Here is a 23,099-nt window from a genome sequence, read left to right as displayed (position 1 = left end):
TTGTACTCACCCGAGAGACTCTCTCAGGCTTTCCTCCGGGCGCTTCCCTTCGGTCTTGCGTTTCCGACTCTATCAGATCTTTTTCTCGATCCGATTTCCTCGGCGCTTTCCAGGTTCCCGCTTTTGTTTCGCGGTTTCCTTTCCGGCGGTTCCGACTTTATCAGAAGTTTCGAGCCGGTCTGACCGGCCATTCATTTCCGACTTATCGGGGGAGCCTCTGTGGAATCACGGATTCAAGAGGCTGACAAATACTAACCGCTACCGACCGGACCATGTCCAGTTCCAGGCAACTGTTCGAATCTACCTCCCCGCGCACTCCGTGTCAACGGCTTTTGCGGGGCGAAGAGGAGACTAGCAGCTCAGCGGGGCCGTACGCACATCAGGCGGCCGTCGGCACCGTGGCGCTGCGCTCAATCGCCTCGACGTCACCCGTGTCTCCGGCGCGGGCGGCTCGGCCGCCGAGGACGTAGACGTACGTGAGGAAGGCCAGCTCGGCTGCGATGCCGATCGTGATGCGGGCCCAGGTGGGCAGGCCTGACGGGGTCACGAAGCCTTCGATGGCGCCGGAGACGAAGAGGACCAGGGCGAGGCCGATGGCCATGCCGACCGCAGCTCGGCCTTCTTCGGCGAGGGCGGTTCGACGGGTGCGGGGCCCCGGGTCGATGACGGTCCAGCCGAGGCGGAGTCCGGTTCCGGCTGCGACGAAGACCGCGGTCAGTTCGAGCAGGCCGTGCGGGAGGACGAGGCCGAGGAACGTGTCGAGTCGGCCGGCCGAGGACATGAGGCCGGCTCCGACGCCGAGGTTGAGCATGTTCTCGAACAGGATCCAGAGGACCGGCAGGCCGAGGAAGACGCCGAGGACCAGGCACATCGCGGCTGCCTGGGCGTTGTTCGTCCAGACCTGGGCGGCGAACGCGGCGGCCTGGTGGCTCGAGTAGTACGTCTCGTACAGGCCGCCGGGTCGGGTGAGCGCGCGGAGCTCGTCGGGGGCGGCTATGGAGGACTGGACCTCCGGGTGGGTGCCGATCCACCAGCCCAGGAGGGCGGCGACGGCTGTGGAGAGGAGCGCGGTCGGTACCCACCAATGGCGCGACCGGTAGACGGCGGCGGGAAATCCCTGGGTGAGGAAGCGGGTCACGTCGCGCCAAGAAGCACGTCTGGTGCCTGTCACCGCGCTACGCGCGCGTGCCACGAGTTGGGTGAGCCGGCCCGTGAGCTGAGGGTCGGGGGCGCTGGACTGGATCAGGGAGAGGTGGGTGGCGGCGCGCTGGTAGAGGGTGACGAGTTCGTCCGTCTCGGCGCCGGTGAGGTTGCGTCGGCGGCGCAGGAGGGCGTCGAGGCGGTCCCATTCGGCTCGGTGGGCGGAGACGAAGACGTCGAGGTCCATGGGTGTGCCTGCTCCTCGGCTGTTCGTCGGCGGCCGGTGGTGGAAGTCAGCTTGTCGTACCAGGGTGCGATGTGTTCTCAGCTTGGCAGACTGGCCGTTGCCGGGGCAGGTCAGGGAAAGGACGACGGACGTGAGCGAGCTGGTGACGGGTGAGGCGGTGGCGCTGGAGCTGCGGCCTGCCAGGCTGCCCAGCCGGGCGTTGGCGACGTTGCTGGATCTGGTCGTGGCGTTCGTGGTCTACATCGTCGTGAGCATCGCTCTGGTGGCGTCGACCGCGTCCTTGGACGAGGCGGCGCGGATCGCGCTGTCGATCGCCACGTTTCTGCTGGTGCTGGTGGGTGGGCCGATCGCGGTCGAGACGCTCAGCCACGGTCGCTCGCTCGGCAAGATGGCGTGTGGCTTGCGGGTGGTGCGGGACGACGGTGGCCCGATCCGGTTCCGGCACGCGCTGGTGCGGGGCGCGATCGGTGTGGTCGAGATTCTGCTGACGATCGGGGTGGTGGCCTGTATCGCCTCGCTGGTGTCGGCGCGGGGGCGACGCCTCGGTGATGTCTTCGCCGGAACGCTGGTGGTGCGGGAGCGGGTGCCGGCTGGGCGGTCCGGGTTCCTGCCGCCGCCTCCGCCCTGGCTGGCGGGTCGGTTCCAGGGGTTGGATCTTTCGGCGGTGCCGGACGGGTTGTGGCTGGCGATCCGGCAGTACCTGGGGCGGATGAGTCAGCTGGATCCGCAGGTCGGTTGGGCGATGGCCGAGCGGCTGGCCGGTGATCTCGCGGCGCGTACGGGGGCTCCGGTGCCGCCGGGGGTGCCACCGGCCGCGTATCTGGCTGCGGTGGTGCAGGAGCGGCAGGTCCGGGAGGCGCGGCGGGCCTTCGGGAGCCGGCCGGTCGCGGGGTGGCCCGTGGGTGAGGGTGGTGGCGGGGTGGTGCGCGCCGCGGCGGGAAACCACGGTCCGCCGACGTCGTACAGCCCGCCGGCGTCGTACGGTCCGTCGGCTCCGTCCGGGGTGGTGCCTGGGGACGGGTCGGCTGGTGATCGGTCCGAAGGGTCGGGTACGGGGTTCGTGCCGCCGGCGTAGGGCTGTCAGGGGGTGGGTTCAGTCGAAGGTCGACGGGGGTGTCTCGAGGTCTTCGAGCTCGATGCCGGGTGCTGCGAGGACGACGTCGCCGGCGATGTGGACGGTGTGCTGTTCGCCGGTGTCCAGGGCTGTGACCTGGTATTCGTCCACGGTCAGGGGGCCGTTGTCAGTGGTGTGTGCTTCGCTTCTCAGCAAGGCCCAGGACTGGTCCACGGTGCGCGGGGCGAGGACCGGTTCGGTGAAGGCGACGAGGCGTACCCGGGTTGCCGGGGAGGAGGGGGTGAGGCGTAGGAGTCGGGTGGTGGCGATGAGGAACGCGGGGGATGTGCCGGTGAAGGCGTGGGCGGGGGCGTTGCCTTCGGTGGCGTGGGCGCCGGTGAGGTCGGTGCGGACCCAGGTGACGCCGTCCAGGGCTGCGCCCCGTACCTGCCAGCTGCTTGCGTGGAGTTCGAGGCGCAGGGGGCGGCCGAGCTCGTCGAGGGTGAGGTCGACGGAGCCGGTGGGGTCGCCGGTGGGAGTGGTGAGCTGGGAGACGTAGCGCCAGCCGGAGGGGCCGGGGGCGCAGTGGAAGTGTTCGTGTGCGAAGGGGGTGTGATCGTGCGGATCGTGGAGCGAATATCGGCCGCGGGGCATCGGGGTCCTGGGGTGTGACGGGCTGGTCGGGCGCCGCGGCGGTCTGGCCGGGGGGACCGAAGGGGCAGGCCCCCGACACGGGGGTGCGGGGGCCTGTCTCTGAGGTGCTGCGGACTACGGGCCAGGGGCCTTCAGGCTCAGTGGCTCAGTAGCGGTAGTGGTCCGACTTGTAGGGGCCCTCGACCTCGACGCCGATGTAGGCGGCCTGGTCGGGGCGGAGGGTGGTCAGCTTTACGCCGAGTGCGTCCAGGTGGAGGCGGGCGACCTTCTCGTCGAGGTGCTTGGGCAGCGTGTAGACGCCGGTCGGGTACTCGTCGGGCTTGGTGAACAGCTCGATCTGGGCCAGGGTCTGGTCCGCGAAGGAGTTGGACATCACGAACGACGGGTGGCCGGTGGCGTTGCCCAGGTTCAGCAGGCGGCCCTCGGACAGGACGATGAGGACCTTGCCGTCGGGGAAGGTCCAGGTGTGGACCTGGGGCTTGACCTCGTCCTTGACGATGCCGGGGAGCTTGGCGAGGCCGGCCATGTCGATCTCGTTGTCGAAGTGGCCGATGTTGCCGACGATGGCCTGGTGCTTCATCTTGGCCATGTCCGAGGCCATGATGATGTCCTTGTTGCCGGTCGTGGTGACGAAGATGTCGGCCTTGTCGATGACCTCGTCGAGGGTCGTGACCTGGTAGCCGTCCATCGCGGCCTGCAGGGCGCAGATGGGGTCGATCTCGGTGACGATGACGCGGGCGCCCTGGCCGCGGAGGGACTCGGCGCAGCCCTTGCCGACGTCGCCGTAGCCGCAGACGACTGCGGTCTTGCCGCCGATGAGGACGTCGGTGGCGCGGTTGACGCCGTCGATCAGGGAGTGGCGGCAGCCGTACTTGTTGTCGAACTTCGACTTGGTGACGGCGTCGTTGACGTTGATCGCCGGGAACAGGAGGACGCCGTCGCGCTGCATCTCGTACAGGCGGTGGACGCCGGTGGTGGTCTCCTCGGTGACGCCGCGGATCTCCGAGGCGAGCTGGGTCCACTTCTGGGAGCCGTCGGTGATGGTGCGGTTGAGGAGTTCGAGGATGACGCGGTGCTCGTCGTTCTCGGCGGTGTCGACCGAGGGGACCTTGCCGTCCTTCTCGTACTCGACGCCCTTGTGGACGAGGAGGGTGGCGTCGCCGCCGTCGTCGAGGATCATGTTGGGGCCGCCGGTGGGGCTGTCCGGCCAGGTCAGGGCCTGCTCGGTGCACCACCAGTACTCCTCCAGCGTCTCGCCCTTCCAGGCGAAGACCGGGATGCCCTGGGGGTTCTCGGAGGTGCCGGCCGGGCCGACGGCGATGGCGGCGGCCGCGTGGTCCTGGGTGGAGAAGATGTTGCACGAGGCCCAGCGGACCTGGGCGCCGAGGGCGACCAGGGTCTCGATGAGGACGGCGGTCTGCACGGTCATGTGCAGGGAGCCGGTGACGCGGGCGCCGGCGAGGGGCTGGGCTTCGGCGTACTCCTTGCGGATCGCCATGAGGCCAGGCATCTCGTGCTCGGCGAGGGTGATCTCCTTGCGGCCGAAGGCGGCCAGGGAGAGGTCGGCGACCTTGAAGTCCTGTCGGCTGTCGACAGTCGTCATGGGGTGCTGCTCCTCGGGGTTTGGGTCGAGAGAGTGGGTACGGCTGGTCTGCGCGGCGGCGGACACAGGGGTACCCGAAGGGGACCCAGGCATGCCCGCAGTACGCGCAGCGCAGTCCGTCGGAGGCCCTCTCTCCCTCGGTCGGTCCGTGCTGGGACCGCCCGACCGCCATCAGCAGCGACGTCTGGCTCCGTTCCAAGCTACACCGGTGGGGTGGGCGGCCCCAGTCCGCCTCCGATCGGATCGCGCCGTTCACGGGACGAGGAACGGGTCGGGTCAGTGCTCGGTTGGGTGCTGGCTGGGGCCGCCGGGGGTGGCTTCGCGGTCCGGGCCCTTGGCGGCTTCGGCCTCGCTGTAGATGTCGGGCTCGAGGTAGATGACCCGGGCGATGGGGACGGCGGCGCGGATGCGGGCCTCGGCGGCGTTGATGGCGGTGGCGACCTGGGTGGCGGTGTCGTCGTGCTGGACGGCGATCTTGGCGGCGACCAGGAGCTCTTCGGGGCCGAGGTGGAGGGTGCGCATGTGGATGACGCCGGTGACGGTGTCGCCGTCGACGATGGCGGCCTCGATCTTCTGGACTTCTTGCAGGCCGGCGGCCTCGCCGAGGAGCAGGGACTTGGTCTCGGCGGCCAGGACGAGGGCGATGAGGACGAGGAGGACGCCGATGCAGACGGTGCCGATGCCGTCCCAGATGCCGTCGCCGGTGAGGAGGGCGAGGCCGACGCCGCCGAGGGCGAGGACCAGGCCGATGAGCGCGCCGAAGTCCTCGAGAAGGACGACGGGCAGCTCGGGGGCCTTGGCGCGGCGGACGAACTGGGACCAGGAGAGCGCGCCGCGCAGCTCGTTGGACTCCTTGATGGCGGTGCGGAAGGAGAAGCCCTCGGCGATGATCGCGAAGACGAGGACGCCGACGGGCCAGTACCAGTGTTCGACGTCGTGCGGGTGCTTGATCTTCTCGTAGCCCTCGTAGATGGCGAACATGCCGCCGACCGAGAAGAGGACGATGGAGACGAGGAAGGCGTAGATGTAGCGTTCGCGGCCGTAGCCGAAGGGGTGTTGCGGGGTGGCTTCGCGCTGGGCCTTCTTGCCGCCGATGAGGAGCAGGGCCTGGTTGCCGGAGTCGGCGAGCGAGTGCACGCCTTCGGCGAGCATCGACGACGAGCCGCTGAACGCGAACGCCACGAACTTCGATGCCGCGATCGCGAGGTTGGCGCCGAGTGCCGCCACGATCGCCTTGGTGCCGCCTGACGCGCTCATGTGTTCGGGTTGTCCCTTCGCCTTCGTGCGTACGCCGTGCAGGGCGGGGCCCGTGGTGGGCTTTGCCCGTCCTTTGCCGGTGGGTCATTGTTGCAGCCCCGTCCGGCAGGGGCGCGCCCGGCTGTGCGGTGGGCCGTTGTGTGCGCTGTGGGGTGGGTGGGTGTCAGGCGACGACCGTGGCGCGGAAGACCGTGCCGGTTCCGGAGACTTCGGCTTTTTCGCCCGCGGGGACGAAGACGGAGTGCCCGGGGGTCAGTTGGTGTTCGCCGGCATGTACGGCGCCGGCGGTGCAGAGCAGGATCTGCGGGGTCGGGAGGGTGAGGTCGCGGGTGGGGGCGCCGGTGGGCAGGACGTGGCGCGAGAGCCGGAACTCGTCGATGGGGGTGTCGTAGATCTCTTCGCCGTCGGGGGTGGCTTCGGGGCGCAGGACGCCGGGGTCGCCGGGTTCGAAGCGAACGATGCGCAGGAGTTCGGGGACGTCGACGTGTTTGGGGGTGAGGCCGCAGCGCAGGACGTTGTCGGAGTTGGCCATGATCTCGACGCCGAGTCCGTTGAGGTAGGCGTGCGGGATGCCGGCGCCCAGGAACAGGGCTTCGCCGGGCTGGAGTCGGACGTGGTTCAGCAGCATGGCGGCGATGACGCCGGGGTCGCCGGGGTAGTGGTGGGCGATGCCGGCGTAGGGGGCGTAGTCGCCGCCGAGGCGGTCGCAGGCGGCCGCGGCCTGGGCGACGGTGTGGGCCATGTCCTCGGGGTCGGCGGTGAGGATCGCGGTGAGGACCTCCCGTAGGGCGGCCTCTTCGGGGTGGGCGTGCAGGAGGTCCACGTACGGCTTGAGGGAGTCGACGCCGAGGCCGTCGAGGAGGTCGGCTGCGTGTGCGGGGGCGCGGAAGCCGCACAGGCCGTCGAACTCGGTGAGGGCGCAGATGAGTTCGGGTTTGTGGTTGGCGTCCTTGTAGTTGCGGTGGGGGGCGTCGACGGGGATGCCGCGGCGCTCTTCGTCCTCGTATCCCTCCTTGGCCTGTTCCAGGTCGGGGTGGACCTGGAGGGAGAGGGGGGCGCCGGCGGCGAGGATCTTGAGGAGGAAGGGCAGACGGGGGCCGAACTTGGTGACGGTGCGCTCGCCGAGTTCGCGTTGCGGGTCGGCGTCGATGACCTCGACGAGGGTGCCCCGGTCGGTGCGTGAGGGTGCGCCCGGGTGGGCGCCCATCCACATCTCGGCCTGCGGTTCCCCGTTCGGCGTGGCGCCGAGCAGGTGCGGGATCGCGGTGGGGGAGCCCCAGGCGTAGGGGCGGATGGTGTTGTCGAGGCGGTCCATCGGGTTCTCTGCCTGTCTGTCCGGCCGGCTGACTGTGTCGTCGGGCTGGGGATCGAGCCCGGGCGTTACGGGCGGGTGGCTTGCGTCAACCCTGTGAGGCGAGCGCCAGATAGACGGCGGCGAAATCCGTGGTGGCGATCAGGTCGGCGAGGGTGACGAGTTCGTCGCCTGCCTCCGGTTCGAGTTCGCTGATCGGCGTGTCGTGGCTGAGGGCCAGCTCACGGGCGGCCGGGGCGGCGGTGAGGCCGCCGATGGGGCGGTCGCGCAGCAGCACCACGCGCGCGTGCAGGGCCGGGGGTTCTTCGACGCGGTCGCGGAAGAAGTCGTCCGGGTCGGCGCTGGCGGCGAGGGGGCCGGCGAGGAGGGCGTTGTGCTCGGCCAGTGCCTCGGGGAGTTCGGCCACGAGGGCGGGGCGGCCGGCGAGCTCGGCGAGGGCGGCGGCGAAGCGGCGGCCCGCGGGGCCGGCCGAGGTGCCTTCGGTCCAGATCACCGGGAGGGCGTCGGCGAGCTCGGCGGCCAGGGTCTTCGCCGGGTTGCTGTAGGTGGCGATGGCGGGGCCGCAGCGTTCGGCGATCTGATCGAGGCGGTCGGCGACCTTCTCGATCTCCTCGGGCGGGGCGGAGAGCAGGGCGATGCGGTCGAGGAGCGCGAGGAGGGGCGTGAGCAGGGCCCAGAGGACGCCGGGGGCGGAGGCGGCGACGGGGGACTGCTCGTCCTGTTCGTACGGGGCGGTCGCCAGCGGGATGAAGAGGCCGTGCGCGGCGCTGAGCGCCTCGGTGAGGGGGGTGCGGGCGGGGGCCACGGCGACGGCGGTGCAGCCTCGGCGGTAGGCCTGCTCGGCGAGGAGGGAGAGGCCGGGTTCGCTGCCGTCGGGGGTGGCGATGAGGAGGAGGTCCACGGAGCCGGCCCAGCCGGGGAGTTCCCAGCGCAGGGCGCCTGCGGCGGGGGCGACGCCGGTGGGTGTCAGGTGGATGACGGGGCAGGCGGCGCCGGCGAGGGTGCCGAGGAGGTCGGCGACGCAGGTGGCGGCGGCGCCGGGGCCTGCGATGAGGATCGCGCGGGGGCGGCCGTCCGGTGCGAGGTCGTGGACGCCGGCCTCGGCCGCGTGCCGGGCGGCGGTGCGGACGCGGGCGCCGGCTTCGGCCGCGCCGCGCAGGAGGGCTCGGCGGTCGGCCTCGGTGAGGGCCTCCGGCGTGTCGAGCAGAGAGTCGTCGAGCATGGCGGCAGTCTCCGATCGCCTGGGGCGTCGTCGGGTTGCGGGGCCGTGGGCGGGATGCCCTGCGGGCGTGGTCGCCCGGGTGGGGATGGTCCTGGCGTCGGGTGGTGCGCGGTTGCGCGGTGTCCGGCGCCGGGGGTTCGGTTACGCGGGGTGGCGGGCCTCGTCGACGAGGAGGACGGGGATGCCGTCGCGGACGGGGTAGGCCAGGCCGCAGTCCTGACCTGTGCAGATCAGCTCTGTGTCCTGCTCCTTGAGAGGGGCGTGGCAGGCGGGGCAGGCGAGGATCTCCAGGAGGCCGGCTTCGAGCGGCATGGGGTTTCCCTTCGGGGTGTGCGGGTGTGTGGGGCGGTGTGCGGATGTGCCTGGTCAGGGTACCGCTGGTGAGGGTGGGGTGCGGGGGTTGGACGGGGCGCGGTGGGGGTGGGTGGGACCCCGCCAGGGGCTCCGCTTTCGGCCCCCGTCCTGGAGGGGCTCAGGAGCGGATGATGGTCAGGGCCTCGTCGCGGATTTTGGTCATGGTCGCTTCGTCGCGGGCTTCAGCGTTGAGGCGCAGGAGGGGTTCGGTGTTGGAGGGGCGCACGTTGAACCACCAGTCGGTGGAGCAGACGGTGAGGCCGTCGAGTTCGTCGAGGGTGACGTCCTCGCGGTTGCCGTAGGCGGCCTTGATCGCGGCGATGCGGTCGGCCTGGTCGGCGACCGTGGAGTTGATCTCGCCGGAGCCGGTGTAGCGGTCGTAGGCGGAGACCAGGGCGGAGAGGGGGCGTTCCTGGGCGCCGAGGGCGGCGAGGACGTGGAGGGCCGCCAGCATGCCGGTGTCGGCGTTCCAGAAGTCCTTGAAGTAGTAGTGGGCGGAGTGTTCGCCGCCGAAGATCGCGCCGGAGCGGGCCATCTCCGCCTTGATGAAGGAGTGGCCCACGCGGGTGCGGACGGGGGTGCCGCCGTTTTCGCTCACCACCTCGGGGACGGTCCAGGAAGTGATCAGGTTGTGGATGATCGTGCCCGTGCCGCCGTTGCGGGCGAGTTCGCGTGCGGCGACCAGGGCCGTGATCGCGGACGGGGAGACCGGCTCCCCCCGCTCGTCGACGACGAAGCAGCGGTCGGCGTCGCCGTCGAAGGCGAGACCGAGGTCGGCGCCCTCTTCGCGGACGCGCTGCTGCAGGTCCACGAGGTTCGCCGGGTCCAGGGGGTTGGCCTCGTGGTTGGGGAAGGTGCCGTCCAGCTCGAAGTACATGGGGACGACGGTCAGGGGCAGGCCCTCGAACACCGTGGGGACGGTGTGGCCGCCCATGCCGTTGCCCGCGTCGACCACGACCTTCAGGGGGCGGATGGAGGTCAGGTCGACGAGTGCGCGCAGGTGGGCCGCGTAGTCCTTCAACGTGTCGGTCCGGGTGATCGTTCCCGGCCGGGCGGCGGGTTCGGGGGCTCCGGTGTCCGTCCAGCGTTCCACCAGCTCGCGGATCTCCGTCAGGCCCGTGTCCTGGCCGACGGGGGCGGCGCCCGCGCGGCACAGCTTGATGCCGTTGTACTGGGCCGGGTTGTGCGAGGCCGTGAACATGGCGCCGGGCAGGTTCAGTGCGCCTGAGGCGTAGTACAGCTGGTCCGTGGAGCACAGGCCGATCTCGGTGACGTGCACGCCGAGTGCCGCCGCGCCGCGCGCGAAGGCGCCGGTGAGGCCGGGCGAGGAGGGGCGCATGTCGTGGCCGACGACGATCGCCTCGGCGCCGGTCACCCGGGCGAAGGCCGCGCCGAAGAGCTCGGCCAGTGACTCGTCCCACTGGTCCGGGACCACCCCGCGTACGTCGTACGCCTTCACGATCTGTGACAGATCAGCAGCCACGGCCAACCTTCCTGAAGTCCCTGGAGTCCTGTGGGTCACCACAAACTACCCGGGCCGGTTCTCCGTCCGCTGTGGGGCCGTCGTCCGAGGTCGGGCCGGTGCTACGGCAGCATCCGGTCCAGGGCCGGTGAACGCGAGGACGGCGATGCCGGACCAGCCGGCCCGGGTGACAGGCGTTCGCCAAGGCAGTGCCGATGTCGGCGAGTTGCGCAGAGGGGGTGGTCGGCGACGGTGAACTGGGCGGCGACGGACGCGGTTCCGCAGGCCGGGGCCGGAACTCAGGTTGCGCGCAGGCCTGGTCGGCCGTCCACGAGGCCGACCAGGAGGAGCGGTACGACGCGGGCGAGCAGCGGGGTCTGACGGCCCGCCACGGAGGCCGCGGTGTCCAGCGGCGGGCCGGCGCCCTGGGCCGGGGTCACGGGGCGGGGTCACGGGGCGGGGCGCCCATGGGGCAGGGCCGTGACGAGGGCGGGCAGGACGTGCGAGTCGGCGAGGGGTTTTCGAGTTCCTGGAGGTACGCGGGCGCCCCGGTCCCGATCACGGTTCCGGTCCCGATCACGGTTCCGGTCTCCCTTTCCGGCGTGGCTTGCGGAATCCGGAAAGCGGTTTCTCGTAGCTCGGCCATGGACGGGGTCGGGGCCGCGACAAGCCCGCGTCGAGGGGTGTGCGTCAGCCCACGGCGAGGCGGGAGGGGATGCGGGCGGCCGGAACCGCTCAGTTGTCAGGCGAGCGGAGTACGCGCAGGTGACCGCGGCGGGCGACCTCCATCGGGTCCGCCGTGCGCGCGCCGCCGCCGGCCCCGGCCGCGCGCTCCTGCGGACGCGCCGCCTCACGGACCGCGTTGGCAAGCGCTTCCAGATCGTCACCGCTGGGCCGCGCGGGAGCCGAACCGTCGAGGAGCCGGACGACCTCCCAGCCCCGCGGGGCTGTGAGGCGCTCGGAGTGCTCGGCGCACAGGTCGTAGCAGTGGGGTTCGGCGTAGGTGGCGAGCGGGCCGAGGACCGCGGTCGAGTCGGCGTAGACGTACGTCAGCGTCGCGACGGCGGGTCGGCCGCAGGCGGTGCGCGAACAGCGACGTACAGGGCTCACGACGTTGGACGGTACCGCACTCTTGAGCGGGCCGCGACGACTCTCCACCAGGTCACTCCACCGTGTCGTGTTGTGAAACGCCCCACGCGCCACTCCAGTCATACCCCGCTGACCTGCGCGAACACCAGTCATTAAACGCAGGAAGACGGCAGCCCGCGGTCATCACTCGGGTCAAACGGCATCAATTGCCATGAGTTCGCCGGTCTGGGAGAGATACGGAATCGAGCCCAACCTTGGCTGGAATGGTCATCCCACGACATGCGGTGCACGGCGGCCGACGGCGGCCCGGATGCCGTGCGATGCCGGGCTCCGGTCGCGGCGGGGACTACGCTTCAGTAGTGATGGACAGCCCCGTACCGCCCCCCGCCGCAGGCCCCGGACCCCGTCGTCGCGATCGCCACGGCCGGGGCATGCGGGGGCCGATCGCACCGCCCCAGGTGCCGTTGGCCGCCAGCCGTGCCGAGGTGTTCGCGGATCTCGTGCAGGACTCCGTGGAGCGACTGGAGCGGCGGTGGCCGCAGCTCGCCGACATCGACTTCGTGGTACTGGAGGTGCCGCGCCTGGACGCGACCTCGGAGCCGTGGAACGACGAGGCCGTCCCGTTGGGCGGGACGGTTCCCGCGCGCGAGGGACGGCGGGCGCGGGTCGTCGTCTACCGGCGGCCGGTCGAGATCCGCACCAAGGGGCGTGACGAGCGGGCCGCGTTGGTGCACGAGGTGGTCGTGGAGCAGGTCGCGGAACTGCTGGGGCAGACTCCGGAGACGGTGGATCCGCGCTACGGCGAGGACTGATCACCGCCCGCCCCGGCGCCCCTCGTTCGAGGGACCCGGGCCGCCTTTTCGGGTTACTTCTGCAGCACCGCGACGTCCTCGTCGGCGTCCGGCACGGCCACCGTGCCCCGGTCGTGCGGCAGGGTCTGGATCGTGAAGCCGGGGACGCCGTCCTCGGTCGCCGCCAGGGTGCGGGCGGCGTAGACCGGGGTGTCCGTGAGGGGTTCCACGGTCAGCGCGTAGGCGCCCTTCAGGCCGGTGGGGACGGGGAGTTCGACGTCCTGTGTGGTGCCCGCCTTGACCGTGTACGTCTTGGACACGGGCGTGCCGCCGCCACTGCCCGCGGACGCGGTGACCTTGACCTTGGCGGTGCCCTTGGGGGCCGTCAGGGAGAGGGTGGAGCCCTTGGCGTTGTTGTCGGCGACGGACGCGCGCGTGCCGACCGGTGCGGTGGCGGGGATGAACGCCGACTCCTGGTTGGCGCCCTTGCCGCGCAGGACGCGGACGCCCGCGACGACCGGCACGGACGAGCCTGTCGGGGTCAGGATCAGGGAGCCGGCCTCCCCGCGCGTGACGTCGCCCAGGTCGACCGAGGTCGTCATGCCTGCCTTGACGTGCAGCGTCTCGTGTCCGGCAGGGGTGATCAGCCCTGAGGGGGAGGCGAGTTGGACCTTCAGGTCCGCGTCGGCCTCGCCGGGCGCGAAGGCGACGAGACGGACGGCCGTGGCGTCCTTGGGAATGCCCGGGATGACCTGGGCGGCCGCCGGGTCGGTGGAGGCGGCCAGCCAGTCGCCGCCGAGCTTCGCGTCCAGGGCCTGGACGGCGGCCCCCACGCGGCCGCTGCGGACGTTGACGTGGACCGTGAGGTCCTCCTGCTTCTCGGCGATGAGCGTGGACAGCAGGATCGGATCGCTGGAGTGCGCCGGGACCGTGATGTCCTCCCCCACGGTCGTCGCGAGGGCGCCTGTCTTGCCGTAGAGCTCGATGTCGACGACGGCGGCGGAGTCGTCCGGGTTGGTGAGGTGGACGTAGTCCGTGCGGTCGGCGAGCGTGCTGGCGCCCGGGAACCAGAACTCCGTGTCCGGCGCGGTGCAGGTGACGCCCTGGAGGCCGCGGCCGGTGCCGGCGGCGACCTCGGTGGTCTCCTGGACGGTCCAGCCGGGCGCGAACTTCCCCTCGGCGGTGCCCAGGAGCGCGGGCGCGGCGCCGCCGGTGGTGTCGCCGACGGCCGGGGCGCCGGGCGCCTTGGGCGTGAGGACGGGCTTCGCCGCCTTCTTCTTGGCGGCGGGCTTGCCGGTCGCCTTGCCGCTCGTCGCGTTGCCCGCGGCGTCCGCCGACTCCTCGGCGGCGGTCTTGAGTTGGGCCGTGCCGTCGCTGTCCGTGCCCTTGGTGACGGGCGTGAACGACGTGTACGACGTCTCGGCGAGGTCGGAGGTGCTCGGCGAGGGGCAGAGCAGGCTGGTGCGCTCCACGGGGAGTTCGGCGGCCGCCTTGGCGGTGTCCGGGGCGGGGGCGTCCGGCTGGTTGAGCGTGGCGAACCCGGTGACGGCGGCGAGTGCGGCCGTGCCGGCGATCAGGGACAGGGTGGTGCGGTTCACTGCTGGCTCCCGTCGGGGCGCTCACTGCCGGTGCCTTGGGGATGCTGGGCCGGGTCGTAGGCGGGGTCGTAGCCGCCCTGCCCGTAGGCCGACGGGTCGTAGCCCTGCTGCTGATAGGTCGGGTCGTACGGCGCCTGCTGGGCCTGGCCGTCGTAGGCGTACGGGTCGTACTGGCCTGCCTGGTAGGGGTCGTAGGACTGCTGGTCGTAGCCGCCGCCCGCCGGGTACTGCTGGGGGTTCTGGTACTGCTCGCCGGTGTAGCCGCCGTATTCGGCGCCCTGGTGGCTCGCCTGGTCCCAGTCTCCGTAGGACTGCTGCTGCGGGACCGCGACGGGTGCCGGCGTCTCCTGCGGAGGAGCGGGGAACTCCTCGGGCCGGGTGGGCTCTTCGGTGTCCGTGTCGGCTTCGGCCTGGGCGCGCAGGCGGCGGGCGCGGCGGCCCTCGCCGTCCGTGGCCTGGGCGGGGATGGGCTCTTCCTCGGGGAGGTCGTCGTCGACGTCGCGGCGGCGGCCGGGGAGGGCGAGCACGACCAGGACGAGGGCGAGGAAGCCCTGGGCCCACAGCCAGGCGGTGTGGGTGAACGGGTCGTCGTAGGTGACGTCCAGTTTCCCGCCGGAGTCGGGGAGTTCGAAGCCCTGGGCCCAGCCGTCGAGGGTGGTGCGGGTGAGGGCCTTGCCGTCCAGGGTGGCCGTCCAGCCGTCGGCGGCGGCGTCGGCCAGGCGCAGGACGCGGTTGCCGGAGCCGTCGGGGACGGTGGTGTGGATGTCGACGGGGCCCGCGGCGACCGGGGTCGCCGCGCCCTTGCCGGAGTCGGCGACGATCGCCGCGCGGGAGACCTCCTGGTTCACCCGCCACAGGGCGCTGCCGTCCTGCTGACTGAGCCGTTTCAGGCCGGGTGTGGCGTCCAGGACGCGGGTGACCTCGCGGGGAGCGCCCTTGTGGACGAGGAGGTAGCCCACGGCGAACTTGCCGAGCTGGTCGGCCTGGTCGGCGCCGGAGCCGGCGACGAGGTTGGCGACGACCTTGTCGAGCTGATTGTTCTCGCCGTCGGCCGCGGCGAGTTCGGCGTCGCCGAGGCGGGCGCCCGAGCCGCGGACCAGCATGTAGCCGACGTGGGCGGTGGAGTCGCTGTCGAGGACGAGGGTGCGGGCCTGGTCGCGGTTGCCGGCCTCCTCGGCGACGAACGCGGGCACCTGCACGGGGTCGCGGCGCTCCAGGGGGCCGTCGGCGCCGCCGATCATCCAGCCGACGGCGACGAGCAGCGGACCCGCTGCCGAGGCGAAGGCGATGAGGACGGCGACCGGCTGGCGCCAGCCGAAGCTCTGCTCGGCGACACGCGTGCGTGCCCCGTCGGCGCCGATGACGGCGGCGGCGAGGAGGGCGAGGCCGTAGACGAGGGTGGCGGGGCCGGCCCAGGTGGAGCTGTTGGACAGGACCGCGAAGACGAGGCCCAGCAGGGCGACCCCCCAGGCCGCCCAGACGCCGAAGTGGCGCTCGGAGCGCAGCAGGGCGGCCAGCGCGGCCAGCACGATGCCGATGAGCATCAGGCCGTCGACGGTGCCGGGGCCGCCGGGGCTGGCGCCGAGCAGGTCGAGCGCGGTGGCGGTCGACGGGCCGTAGTCGAGGCCGGCCTGGGTGAAGAAGCCGAACGGCAGCAGGGACAGCGACCAGGGCGCGAGGACCAGCAGGGGGGTGCCCAGCTGGGCCAGGAAGCGCAGGCCGTAGGCGGTGATGTCGCGGCGGCGCACGGCCAGGACGGCCAGGCCGAGGACGAGGGCGACGGGCCAGACGATCGGGGTGAACGCGGTGGTGATCGTCAGCAGCAGCGCGTACGCCCAGGTGGCGCGCCAGCTGCCGCGGGCGCCGGAGGCATGGGTCAGGCCGCTCGCGGCGACGCCCGCGCGGGCGATGAGCGGCAGCAGGACGGCCAGGACGGCGGTGCCGACGCGGCCGCCGGCGAGGGCGCCGGTGGCGGCGGGCAGGAAGGCGTAGACGACGGCCGCCCACGCGCGCAGGAGGCGCGATTCGACGAGCGGGCGGGAGGCGAAGTACGCGGTGAAGCCGGCCAGGGACACCGAGCAGACGAGGAGCACGGTGAGGGCGAGGCCGGTCGAGCCGAACAGCAGGGTGGCCAGCGTCGCGATGATCGCGAGGTAGGGCGGGGCGGCCGGGGTGCCGCCCGCGCCGACCGGATGCCAGGCGTCGAGGTAGCGCGACCACAGCTCGGAGGCGTCGGCCGGGGCGGGCAGCAGGGCGCCGCCCGCCAGCGCGCCGCCGCCGAGGAGGTTGCGGCAGGCGACCAGGGAGACGAGCAGGAGGATCAGGAAGAGCACCGGGCCGGGTTTGCGGGCGATGCGCTTGAGGCGGGCGAACTGCTCGATCTCCAGGAAGTCGGCGTCGTCGCCGCCGGGTCCGGACTCGACGGCGCCGCCGTGCCGGCCCGCACCGGAGACGGCGTCGGGGTCGGAGGAGCCGAAGAGGTCGCCGGCGACCTGTTCGACGGTGGCCCGCACGGTCGCGCCGGGCGGCGGGAACAGGGGGCGCAGTTCGTCCTTGTCGACCGTCGGCTTCCCGCGGCTGCGCCGTCCGGCGATGATCCGCTCGGGGCGCAGCAGGGTGCCCAGCAGGCCGCGGATCTCGTCGAGGGCCTGTCCGGGGACCTTGCCGACGAGGTAGGCGACCGTGCGCAGCAGCGTGCCGAGGACCAGGCGCACCAGGATCCAGGGCAGCAGGGCGGTGCGGCTGTTGACGAGGAGGGTGTAGGCGGCGCCGGCCTTGTCGACCTTGTGCGGGGAGGCGCTGGTGCGGCCCGCGCAGTCGACGGTGCGGCGCTCGCGGGAGGCGGCCTCGGCGTGCCGTACGACGGCCTCGGGGGCGATGAGGACGCGGTGGCCTGCGGCCTGCGCGCGCCAGCACAGGTCGACGTCGTCGCGCATCAGGGGCAGTCGGCGGTCGAAGCCGCCGAGCTGCTCGAAGACGTCGCGGCGGATCAGCATGCCGGCGGTGGACACGGACAGCACGGACCGGACGTGGTCGTGCTGGCCCTGGTCCTGTTCGCGGCGGTCCAGGCCGGTCCAGCGGCGGCCGGAGTGGGCGATGGTGACGCCGACCTCGAGGAGCTGGCGGCGGTCGTACCAGCCGCGGAGCTTGGGGCCGACGATCGCCACGTCGTCCCGGCCGAGTTCGAGTTCGTTCTCCACCACGCGCAGCATTTCGGCCAGCGCGTGCGGTTCGGGGGCGCTGTCGTCGTGCAGCAGCCACAGCCACTGGACGGGCTCTCCGTGCGGGAGTTCCGGCAGGTCGTAGGCGTCGTCGCGCCACGTGCGCGTGACGGGGTCCCAGCCGCTGGGGCGCTTCAGGTAGGGCAGTTCCTCGGGCGTGAGGACCGGGGCCGTGCGGTTGGCCTCCTCGACGGCCTGGCCGAACCCGGTGCGCCGGGCGAGGTGCAGGACGCGGTCGTCACCGAGGGCGTCGGTGACCAGCTGCGCGGAGGCGTCCGAGCTGCCGGTGTCGGCGGCCATGACGGACTGCACGGGGCGCTCCTGGCCGAGCAGCCCGGCGAGCGCGTCGGGCAGCCAGCGGGCACCGTCGTGGGAGACGATCACCGCGGTCACTACATGACGCGGGAACTCAGGTGTGGCAGCGCTGTCGTGATGGGCTGCCGTGTGGCTGTGCACGGACATCGAGGTACGGGCCCCGGTTCGATGGACTGCGGTGGACGCCTGCGCCGCATGGGGGCGGCGGGGTGTCTCGGACGAGCGCCCACACTATCGGCTGGGCAGGACGACGGCCCGCCGCCTGTGGACAACCCACCTGCGACGGGCCGTTGGGCCTGTACGGACGTACCTCTGTGGAGCGGGCGGCTCTCAGACCGCCGCCTTCTTGAGCCGGCGGCGCTCCCGCTCGGACAGGCCGCCCCAGATGCCGAATCTCTCGTCGTTGGCGAGGGCGTACTCAAGGCATTCTGAGCGGACCTCGCAGGCGAGGCAGACCTTCTTGGCCTCGCGGGTGGAGCCGCCCTTCTCGGGGAAGAAGGACTCGGGATCGGTCTGGGCGCACAGCGCGCGCTCCTGCCAGCCGAGTTCCTCGTCCGCGTCGTCGACGTCGACCAGCAGTTGCTGCACCAGCTCGGTCATGTGCGCCCCTCGCTCTGTCTTTCGCGTCCCCGTGACCTGGCCGTTACCGATTTCGGCTGAACGACACGAGTGAAATTACAAGTGTGCTGCTCCGGGCGAGTCAAGCCGAGATCTGCTATTGGGCCCCTTATTCACTCTGCGGAACCAAGGCCGTGCGGTAAGTGTTCAAATCGCCATAAACCTTGACAAGCAGATGAAGCCCCGGAGGACCACCGGCCCCGCACAGCGCTTGTACGAGGAAGGACGCCCAGAGGTTCGATCCCGTTGCGGCACGCGCGCGGAAGCGAACCGGATCACAGTCGGATCACGGGGTCGCCACGAGGCTTGCGCGCCCGGCTTGTGCGCCATGTGTCCCGGTCGGCGTGTGCACAAACCTTTCACCTCGGAGATGGACCGGAAGAGGTGAACCGTGTCCCACATACCGGGCGTCGAGTTGACAGTGAAGGTGTGAACCGCTGTGCTTGTGGGCATGCTCGCGAACTTGGCACTCACCTCGACCGGCTCCGCCGGGTCCCACGGTGCTGCCCGCGCTCGCTGTCGCTGTTGTCGTTGTTCCAGCTGTTGAGCCCAACGCGCTCCGGCTGCTCCTCCTGAGTCCATCGCGGCTCGGCTGCTGTTCCCCTTGGCCCACACCAGGGCGCCCCTGTCCCACCCGTGATCCGGGCGGACGGTACGCGACACCCAGCAAGCCCCCCACTCCTTCCGCCTCTCCCGCCGAGGAACACCGCACCCCATGAACAGCGACAGCGACCTCCAGATCGCCGGCGACATCCTCGAAGTCCTCCACCTCCTGCAGGCGCCGCGCGAGCACCCGGCCACCGTCGCCGAGTTCGTCGGCCTGGCCCGCTCCATCGCCGCCGACCGCGCCCAGTGGGAGCACCTGGTCCGGTACGACGCCACCACCCGCTGGTACCACCGACTGCACACCGGCCCCGGCTACGAGGTGTGGCTGCTGTCCTGGGTGCCCGGTCAGGGCAGCGGGCTGCACGACCACGGCCGCTCCTGCGGCGTGCTCACCGTCCTGGACGGCGAGCTGACCGAGCACACCGAGCGCGGCACGCGGGTGCTGGAGGCGGGGGCACAGCGGGTGTTCGCGCCGGGGTACGCGCACGAGGTCGTCAACGACGCGCTGGCGCCGGCGGTGAGCCTGCACGTGTACTTCCCGGGTCTGACGGAGATGCCGATGCTCCCCCACTCCGCGCTGCGCTCGACCGCGGGGACCCCGACCCCGATCGCGTGCGCGGCCCTCGGGTCCTCCGAACAGGTGGACACCGTCGGCGCGTAGCCGGGCGCTGCCGACGTGTGGGCGGGCGCGGACGGCGCGTGGGCGGACGGCGCGTGGGCGGACGGCGCGTGGGCGGACGGCGTCGGCTCGTACGGGTGAGCTGGTTATCCACAGGTGGGCGGTTGTCCACAACCGGCCGTCGCGTTGTCGTAGCCGCCTGCAAGACTTGCTCTCATGCGCATTGTGGTTCTGGCAGGCGGCATCGGCGGTGCCCGGTTCCTGCGCGGTCTGAAGCAGGCCGTGCCGGACGCGGACATCACGGTCATCGGCAACACCGGCGACGACATCCATCTCTTCGGGCTGAAGGTCTGCCCGGACCTCGACACGGTGATGTACACGCTCGGCGGCGGCATCAACGAGGAGCAGGGCTGGGGTCGTTCCGACGAGACCTTCCATCTGAAGGAGGAGCTCGCGGCGTACGGCGCCGGGCCCGGGTGGTTCGGGCTGGGCGACCGGGACTTCGCCACGCACATCGTGCGGACGCAGATGATCGGCGCCGGGTATCCGCTGAGCGCGGTGACCGAGGCGCTGTGCGACCGGTGGAAGCCGGGGGTGCGGCTGATCCCGATGACCGACGACCGGGTCGAGACGCACGTCGCGGTCGAGGTCGACGGGGAGCGCAAGGCCGTCCACTTCCAGGAGTACTGGGTGCGGCTGCGCGCGTCGGTGCCGGCGGAGGCGGTCGTGCCCGTCGGCGCCGAGCAGGCGAAGCCCGCGCCCGGGGTGCTGGAGGCGATCGCGGGGGCGGACGTGGTGCTCTTCCCGCCGTCCAATCCGGTCGTCTCCGTCGGCACGATCCTCGCCGTGCCCGGCATCCGCGAGGCGATCGCCGAGGCCGGGGTGCCGGTGGTGGGCCTCTCCCCCATCGTCGGGGACGCTCCGGTGCGCGGCATGGCCGACAAGGTGCTCGCGGCGGTCGGCGTGGAGTCGACGGCCGCGGCGGTGGCCGAGCACTACGGGCCGGGGCTGCTCGACGGCTGGCTCGTCGACACCGTGGACGCGGGCGCCGTGGACCGGGTCGAGGCGGCCGGGATCCGCTGCCGGGCCGTGCCGCTGATGATGAGCGACCTCGACGCGACCGCGCAGATGGCTCGGGAGGCGTTGAAGCTGGCGGAGGAGGTGCGGGGGGCATGAGCGGATCCGTCGAGAGCGGTTACCGGGTCTGGGCCGTGGGCGGGCTGCCCGAGGTGCAGGCCGGGGACGACCTCGCCAAGATGATCGCCGCCGCCGAGCCGGGCCTCGCCGACGGGGACGTGCTGCTCGTCACCTCGAAGATCGTCTCCAAGGCGGAGGGCCGGATCGTCCGGGCACAGGACCGGGAGGCCGCCATCGACGCCGAGACCGTACGGGTCGTGGCGCGGCGCGGGCCGCTGCGGATCGTCGAGAACCGGCAGGGACTGGTGATGGCGGCGGCGGGCGTGGACGCCTCCAACACCCCTTCGGGGACCGTGCTGTTGCTGCCCGAGGATCCGGACGCGTCCGCGCGGGCGATCCGGGACGGGCTGCGGGACGCGCTCGGGGCCGACGTCGGGGTCGTCGTCACCGACACCTTCGGGCGCCCCTGGCGTGCGGGGCTCACGGACGTGGCGATCGGCGCCGCGGGGGTGCGGGTGCTGGACGACCTGCGCGGGGGCACGGACGCCCACGGCAACCCGCTGAGCGCGACGGTCATCGCCACGGCGGACGAGCTGGCCGCCGCCGGGGACCTCGTGAAGGGAAAAGCGGCCGGGCTGCCCGTGGCGGTGGTGCGGGGGCTGGGGCATGTCGTCGTGGCCAGGGACGGCCACAACGGCGAGAACGGCGGGGACGACGGGGGCAACGGGGAGGTGGAGGGCGCGCGGGCCATGGTGCGCGGGGCACGCGACGACATGTTCCGACTCGGGACGTCCGAGGCGGTGCGGCTGGCGGTCACCCAGCGGCGGACGGTGCGGTCCTTCACCGACGAGCCGGTCGATCCCGGGGCGGTACGGCGGGCCGTCGCGGCCGCCGTCACCGCACCGGCGCCGCATCACACGACGCCGTGGCGGTTCGTGCTGCTGGAGTCGCAGGAGTCGAGGGTTCGGCTGCTGGACGCCATGCGGGACGCGTGGATCGCGGATCTGCGGCGGGACGGGAAGTCCGAGGAGTCGATCGCCAAGCGGGTGCGGCGGGGCGACGTCCTGCGCAATGCGCCCTATCTGGTGGTGCCGTGTCTGGTGATGGACGGCTCGCACACCTACGGGGACGCACGGCGGGACGCGGCCGAGCGGGAGATGTTCGTGGTCGCGACCGGGGCCGGCGTGCAGAACTTCCTGGTCGCGCTGGCCGGGGAGCGGCTGGGGTCCGCGTGGGTGTCGTCGACGATGTTCTGCCGGGACGTGGTGCGGGAGGTGCTGGCGCTGCCGGAGGATTGGGATCCGATGGGCGCGGTGGCGGTCGGGCACGCGGCCGAGGAGCCTCGGGCCCGGGGGGAGCGGGAGGTGGACGGGTTCATCGAGGTGCGGTGAGATGCGCGGGGCTGGACGGGTGCGGTGACATGTGCGGAGCCGTACGGGTGCGGTGAGGTGCGCGGAGCCGTACGGGGTGCGGTGACATGCGCGAGGCGCCGTGCATGTGCGGGGCGCCGTGCATGTGCGGGGCGCCGTGCATGCGCGAGGCTCCGTGCATGCGCGAGGCGCCGTGACATGCGCGAGGCGCCGTGCATGTGCGGAGGTGTGGCATCTACGGGGCTGTGAGATGCGCGGTCATGTGTGCGGTGCGGTGATCGGCGTGTGTGCGCCTAGTCTCTAAGCAACCCTTTCGTCGACCTGGGACTTCATTCGTGGCAGGACGGTTCGATCCTCGGCCCACGCGTACGACCGTGCGCGGCGGGCATGTCGGGGTGCCTGGTGCCGGGGCCGGCGAAGTGCCGCGGCAGGCGTCGGGGGCGGGGCCGGAGCGAGTTCGGGCTCGGGTGCGGGAGTACGTTCCTGAGGGGGTGCTCGATCTTGGGCTGGTGCTCGGGCCGCTTCGGCGCGGGCCCGGGGATCCGACGTTCCGGGCGATGCCGGACGGGTCAGTGTGGCGGGCCAGCCTCACGCCTGCCGGGCCGGGGACCCTGCGGGTGGCCGTGGCCGGCGGCGGGGTGGTGCGCGGGGAGGCCTGGGGCCCGGGGGCCGAGTGGCTGCTGGAGCAGTTGCCGGAGCTGCTGGGGGCCGCGGATGCGCCGGAGGTCTTCGTGCCTCGGCACCGGGTGGTGGCGACGGCCCGGCATCGGCGGCCGGGGTTGCGGCTGACGCGCACCGGGCTGGTGCTGGAGTCGTTGATCCCGTCCGTGCTGGAGCAGAAGGTCACGACCGACGAGGCGTACCGGGCGTGGCGGTTGCTGGTGCGCAAGTTCGGGGAGCCGGCGCCGGGGCCTGCGGCGGGCGGGCGGCTGTGGGTGATGCCGGCGCCTCGGACGTGGGCGTTGATTCCGTCGTGGGAGTGGCATCGGGCGGGGGTCGACAACAAGCGGGCGTCGACGATTCTGCGGGCGGTGCGGGTCGCTGCACGGCTGGAGCAGGCGGTGGGTATGGAACCTGCCGCTGCTCAGGCTCGGTTGGAGGTCGTGCCGGGGATTGGGCCGTGGACGTCTGCGGAGGTGGTGCAGCGGAGTCATGGCGCCGCCGATGCGGTGACCGTGGGGGATCTGCATCTGCCGAGGATCGTGGGGTGGGCGCTGGCCGGGGACCGGGACGCCGATGATGCCGCGATGTTGGAGTTGCTGGAGCCGTATGCGGGGCAGCGGCATCGGGCGGCTCGGTTGATTCTGCTGAGCGGACGGACGCCGGCGCGGCGGGCTCCGAAGATGCCGAAGACGGACATCGGCCGGTTGTAAGGGGGCCGCCGTTGGGGTTGCGGTGCCTGGGGGTTGCGGTGCCAGACCCCCGATCGG

The 23,099-nt window shown here is 72.1% G+C and carries 20 protein-coding genes; 7 read left to right on the top strand and 13 right to left on the bottom strand.

Features of this window, described 5'->3' with window-relative positions:
• The coding region (locus tag ACIBAF_RS42845) for a hypothetical protein (protein WP_399471108.1) at positions 1-183 on the top strand (183 nt) is incomplete at its 5' end.
• 196 nt (positions 184-379) lie between these two features.
• Here ACIBAF_RS42845 and ACIBAF_RS42840 read toward each other — a convergent pair.
• Positions 380-1,387, bottom strand: a complete 1,008-nt coding sequence (locus tag ACIBAF_RS42840; RefSeq protein WP_399471106.1) for a stage II sporulation protein M — start codon at positions 1,385-1,387, stop codon at positions 380-382.
• A gap of 130 nt (positions 1,388-1,517) precedes the next feature.
• Here ACIBAF_RS42840 and ACIBAF_RS42835 point away from each other — a divergent pair, with 130 nt between their 5' ends.
• On the top strand, positions 1,518-2,462 hold the full coding sequence (locus tag ACIBAF_RS42835) for an RDD family protein (RefSeq protein ID WP_399471104.1): 945 nt from the start codon (positions 1,518-1,520) through the stop codon (positions 2,460-2,462).
• 18 nt (positions 2,463-2,480) lie between these two features.
• Here ACIBAF_RS42835 and ACIBAF_RS42830 read toward each other — a convergent pair whose 3' ends face one another.
• The 9 genes from ACIBAF_RS42830 to ACIBAF_RS42790 form a co-directional block, all read right to left on the bottom strand.
• Positions 2,481-3,095, bottom strand: coding sequence for a hypothetical protein (locus tag ACIBAF_RS42830; protein ID WP_399471102.1), 615 nt, complete (start codon positions 3,093-3,095; stop codon positions 2,481-2,483).
• A gap of 145 nt (positions 3,096-3,240) precedes the next feature.
• A complete protein-coding gene (gene ahcY, locus ACIBAF_RS42825) occupies positions 3,241-4,698 on the bottom strand; it encodes an adenosylhomocysteinase (protein WP_399471100.1) in 1,458 nt (485 codons plus the stop codon).
• Between the two features lie 276 nt (positions 4,699-4,974).
• The gene (locus ACIBAF_RS42820; protein ID WP_399471098.1) at positions 4,975-5,955 is read right to left on the bottom strand and encodes a cation diffusion facilitator family transporter; all 981 of its coding nucleotides are present in this window, start codon (positions 5,953-5,955) and stop codon (positions 4,975-4,977) included.
• Between the two features lie 163 nt (positions 5,956-6,118).
• Positions 6,119-7,270 (bottom strand): mannose-6-phosphate isomerase, class I, encoded by a 1,152-nt coding sequence (gene manA, locus ACIBAF_RS42815; RefSeq protein ID WP_399471096.1) that lies wholly within the window; start codon positions 7,268-7,270, stop codon positions 6,119-6,121.
• An 85-nt stretch (positions 7,271-7,355) separates the two neighbouring features.
• Positions 7,356-8,489, bottom strand: a complete 1,134-nt coding sequence (locus ACIBAF_RS42810) for an SIS domain-containing protein (RefSeq protein ID WP_399471094.1) — start codon at positions 8,487-8,489, stop codon at positions 7,356-7,358.
• Positions 8,490-8,630: 141 nt separating this feature from the next.
• Positions 8,631-8,801, bottom strand: a complete 171-nt coding sequence (locus tag ACIBAF_RS42805) for a Trm112 family protein (RefSeq protein WP_190149712.1) — start codon at positions 8,799-8,801, stop codon at positions 8,631-8,633.
• A gap of 160 nt (positions 8,802-8,961) precedes the next feature.
• Complete coding sequence (locus ACIBAF_RS42800) at positions 8,962-10,326, bottom strand: phosphomannomutase/phosphoglucomutase (protein ID WP_399471092.1); 1,365 nt, start codon at positions 10,324-10,326, stop codon at positions 8,962-8,964.
• A gap of 278 nt (positions 10,327-10,604) precedes the next feature.
• Positions 10,605-10,745, bottom strand: coding sequence for a hypothetical protein (locus tag ACIBAF_RS42795; protein ID WP_399471090.1), 141 nt, complete (start codon positions 10,743-10,745; stop codon positions 10,605-10,607).
• A 295-nt stretch (positions 10,746-11,040) separates the two neighbouring features.
• On the bottom strand, positions 11,041-11,463 hold the full coding sequence (locus ACIBAF_RS42790) for a DUF3499 domain-containing protein (RefSeq protein ID WP_079661865.1): 423 nt from the start codon (positions 11,461-11,463) through the stop codon (positions 11,041-11,043).
• A gap of 293 nt (positions 11,464-11,756) precedes the next feature.
• Between ACIBAF_RS42790 and ACIBAF_RS42785 the strand changes: the two genes are divergently transcribed.
• Positions 11,757-12,206 carry a metallopeptidase family protein gene (locus tag ACIBAF_RS42785; protein WP_399471088.1) on the top strand — a complete coding sequence of 150 codons (450 nt, stop codon included), beginning with the start codon at positions 11,757-11,759 and terminating at the stop codon, positions 12,204-12,206.
• Positions 12,207-12,259: 53 nt separating this feature from the next.
• Here the strand turns inward: ACIBAF_RS42785 and ACIBAF_RS42780 are convergent, their stop codons facing one another.
• The 3 genes from ACIBAF_RS42780 to ACIBAF_RS42770 all read right to left on the bottom strand — a co-directional run bounded on the left by ACIBAF_RS42780 (position 12,260) and on the right by ACIBAF_RS42770 (position 17,919).
• Positions 12,260-13,783 (bottom strand): DUF5719 family protein, encoded by a 1,524-nt coding sequence (locus ACIBAF_RS42780; RefSeq protein ID WP_399471086.1) that lies wholly within the window; start codon positions 13,781-13,783, stop codon positions 12,260-12,262.
• A complete protein-coding gene (locus ACIBAF_RS42775) occupies positions 13,780-17,466 on the bottom strand; it encodes a glycosyltransferase (RefSeq protein WP_399471084.1) in 3,687 nt (1,228 codons plus the stop codon). The genes ACIBAF_RS42780 and ACIBAF_RS42775 overlap by 4 nt, the downstream gene beginning before the upstream one ends.
• Before the next feature lie 183 nt (positions 17,467-17,649).
• A complete protein-coding gene (locus ACIBAF_RS42770) occupies positions 17,650-17,919 on the bottom strand; it encodes a WhiB family transcriptional regulator (RefSeq protein ID WP_020128551.1) in 270 nt (89 codons plus the stop codon).
• 733 nt (positions 17,920-18,652) lie between these two features.
• Between ACIBAF_RS42770 and ACIBAF_RS42765 the strand changes: the two genes are divergently transcribed.
• The 4 genes from ACIBAF_RS42765 (at position 18,653) to ACIBAF_RS42750 (ending at position 23,042) form a co-directional block, all read left to right on the top strand.
• Entirely contained in the window at positions 18,653-19,204 is a 552-nt protein-coding gene (locus tag ACIBAF_RS42765; protein WP_399471081.1) for a cysteine dioxygenase, read from the top strand.
• Positions 19,205-19,378: 174 nt separating this feature from the next.
• The gene (gene cofD, locus ACIBAF_RS42760) at positions 19,379-20,338 is read left to right on the top strand and encodes a 2-phospho-L-lactate transferase (protein ID WP_399471079.1); all 960 of its coding nucleotides are present in this window, start codon (positions 19,379-19,381) and stop codon (positions 20,336-20,338) included.
• Complete coding sequence (locus tag ACIBAF_RS42755) at positions 20,335-21,690, top strand: coenzyme F420-0:L-glutamate ligase (protein ID WP_399471077.1); 1,356 nt, start codon at positions 20,335-20,337, stop codon at positions 21,688-21,690. Before cofD ends, ACIBAF_RS42755 begins: the two co-directional genes overlap by 4 nt.
• 314 nt (positions 21,691-22,004) lie before the next feature.
• A complete protein-coding gene (locus tag ACIBAF_RS42750; RefSeq protein ID WP_399471075.1) occupies positions 22,005-23,042 on the top strand; it encodes a DNA-3-methyladenine glycosylase family protein in 1,038 nt (345 codons plus the stop codon).
• Positions 23,043-23,099: the final 57 nt, after the last annotated feature.

Origin of the sequence: Streptomyces sp. NPDC051677, from assembly GCF_044453465.1 — a bacterium.
Classification (GTDB): domain Bacteria; phylum Actinomycetota; class Actinomycetes; order Streptomycetales; family Streptomycetaceae; genus Streptomyces.
Note: the sequence above shows the minus strand (reverse complement) of the source record. Positions and strands in the feature narration are given on the sequence as shown.

Excerpts from the sequence above, each read along its gene's own strand:
- ACIBAF_RS42840 (WP_399471106.1), bottom strand. The coding sequence starts at position 1,387 with ATGGACCTCGACGTCTTCGTCTCCGCCCACCGAGCCGAATGGGACCGC.
- ACIBAF_RS42830 (WP_399471102.1), bottom strand. The coding sequence starts at position 3,095 with ATGCCCCGCGGCCGATATTCGCTCCACGATCCGCACGATCACACCCCC.
- ahcY (WP_399471100.1), bottom strand. The coding sequence starts at position 4,698 with ATGACGACTGTCGACAGCCGACAGGACTTCAAGGTCGCCGACCTCTCC.
- ACIBAF_RS42820 (WP_399471098.1), bottom strand. The coding sequence starts at position 5,955 with ATGAGCGCGTCAGGCGGCACCAAGGCGATCGTGGCGGCACTCGGCGCC.
- manA (WP_399471096.1), bottom strand. The coding sequence starts at position 7,270 with ATGGACCGCCTCGACAACACCATCCGCCCCTACGCCTGGGGCTCCCCC.
- ACIBAF_RS42810 (WP_399471094.1), bottom strand. The coding sequence starts at position 8,489 with ATGCTCGACGACTCTCTGCTCGACACGCCGGAGGCCCTCACCGAGGCC.
- ACIBAF_RS42805 (WP_190149712.1), bottom strand. The coding sequence starts at position 8,801 with ATGCCGCTCGAAGCCGGCCTCCTGGAGATCCTCGCCTGCCCCGCCTGC.
- ACIBAF_RS42785 (WP_399471088.1), top strand. The coding sequence starts at position 11,757 with ATGGACAGCCCCGTACCGCCCCCCGCCGCAGGCCCCGGACCCCGTCGT.
- ACIBAF_RS42775 (WP_399471084.1), bottom strand. The coding sequence starts at position 17,466 with ATGTCCGTGCACAGCCACACGGCAGCCCATCACGACAGCGCTGCCACA.
- ACIBAF_RS42770 (WP_020128551.1), bottom strand. The coding sequence starts at position 17,919 with ATGACCGAGCTGGTGCAGCAACTGCTGGTCGACGTCGACGACGCGGAC.
- ACIBAF_RS42765 (WP_399471081.1), top strand. The coding sequence starts at position 18,653 with ATGAACAGCGACAGCGACCTCCAGATCGCCGGCGACATCCTCGAAGTC.
- cofD (WP_399471079.1), top strand. The coding sequence starts at position 19,379 with ATGCGCATTGTGGTTCTGGCAGGCGGCATCGGCGGTGCCCGGTTCCTG.
- ACIBAF_RS42755 (WP_399471077.1), top strand. The coding sequence starts at position 20,335 with ATGAGCGGATCCGTCGAGAGCGGTTACCGGGTCTGGGCCGTGGGCGGG.